The sequence below is a fragment of the Vibrio sp. Y176 genome (genome assembly GCF_033438945.1).
Genome location: NZ_JAWOQS010001099.1, coordinates 1 through 535 on the forward strand (window position 1 = coordinate 1; position 535 = coordinate 535).

General features: G+C 40.2%; 1 protein-coding gene. It reads right to left on the reverse strand.

Annotation, left to right across the window (positions count from 1 at the left end; translation table 11 throughout):
• Positions 1-159: 159 nt before the first annotated feature.
• A partial coding sequence (locus R7O13_RS30410; RefSeq protein WP_318305662.1) for an ANTAR domain-containing response regulator occupies positions 160-535 on the reverse strand: 376 nt, incomplete at its 5' end.

Genomic DNA, 535 nt, shown 5'->3' on the forward strand with positions numbered 1-535 from the left:
ACCCGTTCTAACTAATCCAATTACTGTGCCAACTAATTTTTCACTTTAAATACAGCAAATTAGAGTTGACCCTAGTTACCAAACAATTGTATTTGCTTACTGTTAGTGCAACACGCACCACGGTAGAATTTTCACCATAACTCCAAAGTAGTAGAGAAGTTAATCAATTAGTTGCAATGCGGTAATCAGGTTCTTCGCAACTTGAGTAAGCGTTTGACTCGATTGCATTGCAGAGTTTCGCATTGCTTTGTACGCGTGTTCCTCATCTACATTATGCACTTTCATCAATAAGCCTTTGGCTTTTTCCACCAGCTTTCGCTCTTCAATCTTGTTCGTCAGCGATTCAATTTCTGAATTCATTCTCTCGAACCGCTCACGTACCAAGGTTGTGTGGTCAATCCAAGGTTGAAGAGCAAACTCAGTATCATGAGGCATCAACACATAATCGATTTGGCTTGATAACCGAGTGATATCATTAGAAGATAGTTGCTTTAGCACGATAAGAAGGGGTACCGATTTTCTACGGCAGAAATCG